At 62.6% G+C, this 577-nt stretch carries 1 protein-coding gene; it reads left to right on the plus strand.

Features of this window, described 5'->3' with window-relative positions:
- The coding region (locus AACY49_RS30055) for a hypothetical protein (protein WP_339527867.1) at positions 1 to 407 on the plus strand (407 nt) is incomplete at its 5' end.
- Positions 408 to 577 lie beyond the last annotated feature (170 nt).

Here is a 577-nt window from a genome sequence, read left to right on the forward strand (position 1 = left end):
AATGGGGCGCCGAAGTGCTCCTGATCTCCGAATGGGCCGACCAGAATTGGATGCATGTTGCGATCGACAAGAGCGTGGCCGACTTCGTCAAGCTGCGCAATTTCTGCCGCATCGAGGGCGAGTATTACGTGATCCCGCAATGGACGGGCTGTGCCGAGATCGGCGCCGTCGTCGCCTATGGCGATACGCCCGATGAAGCCATCGCCAATTGCAAGGCGGTTGCCGACAAGGTCGAGGGCCATCTTCTCGACAAGCCTCTGGACGCGCTCGACATCGCGCGTGAGCAGCTGGAGCAGGTGCTGGGCAAGGACAAGCCGAAGTCGAAGCAGCAGCGCGAAGCCGAAGCGCTCTACGCCAAGGGCCGGATTTCGGACAAGCAACTCGACAAGATGCTGGCGCGGGGGTGAGGCGTGCGTCACGACCCGGTCGCGCTCATGTCGGTATTCGATCAGATGCCGCGGCGGTTGCGCGACGAGATCAACGAGCGCGGGCTGGAGCAGGACATCTTCGATCGCTTGCCTGATTCCTGGCGGGTCCGCATCGCGCGGGCAATGGGCCTCGATGTTGAAGACGACGT

It is taken from the genome of Pseudomonas sp. EL_65y_Pfl2_R96 (genome assembly GCF_963970905.1).
Lineage (GTDB): Bacteria > Pseudomonadota > Gammaproteobacteria > Pseudomonadales > Pseudomonadaceae > Aquipseudomonas.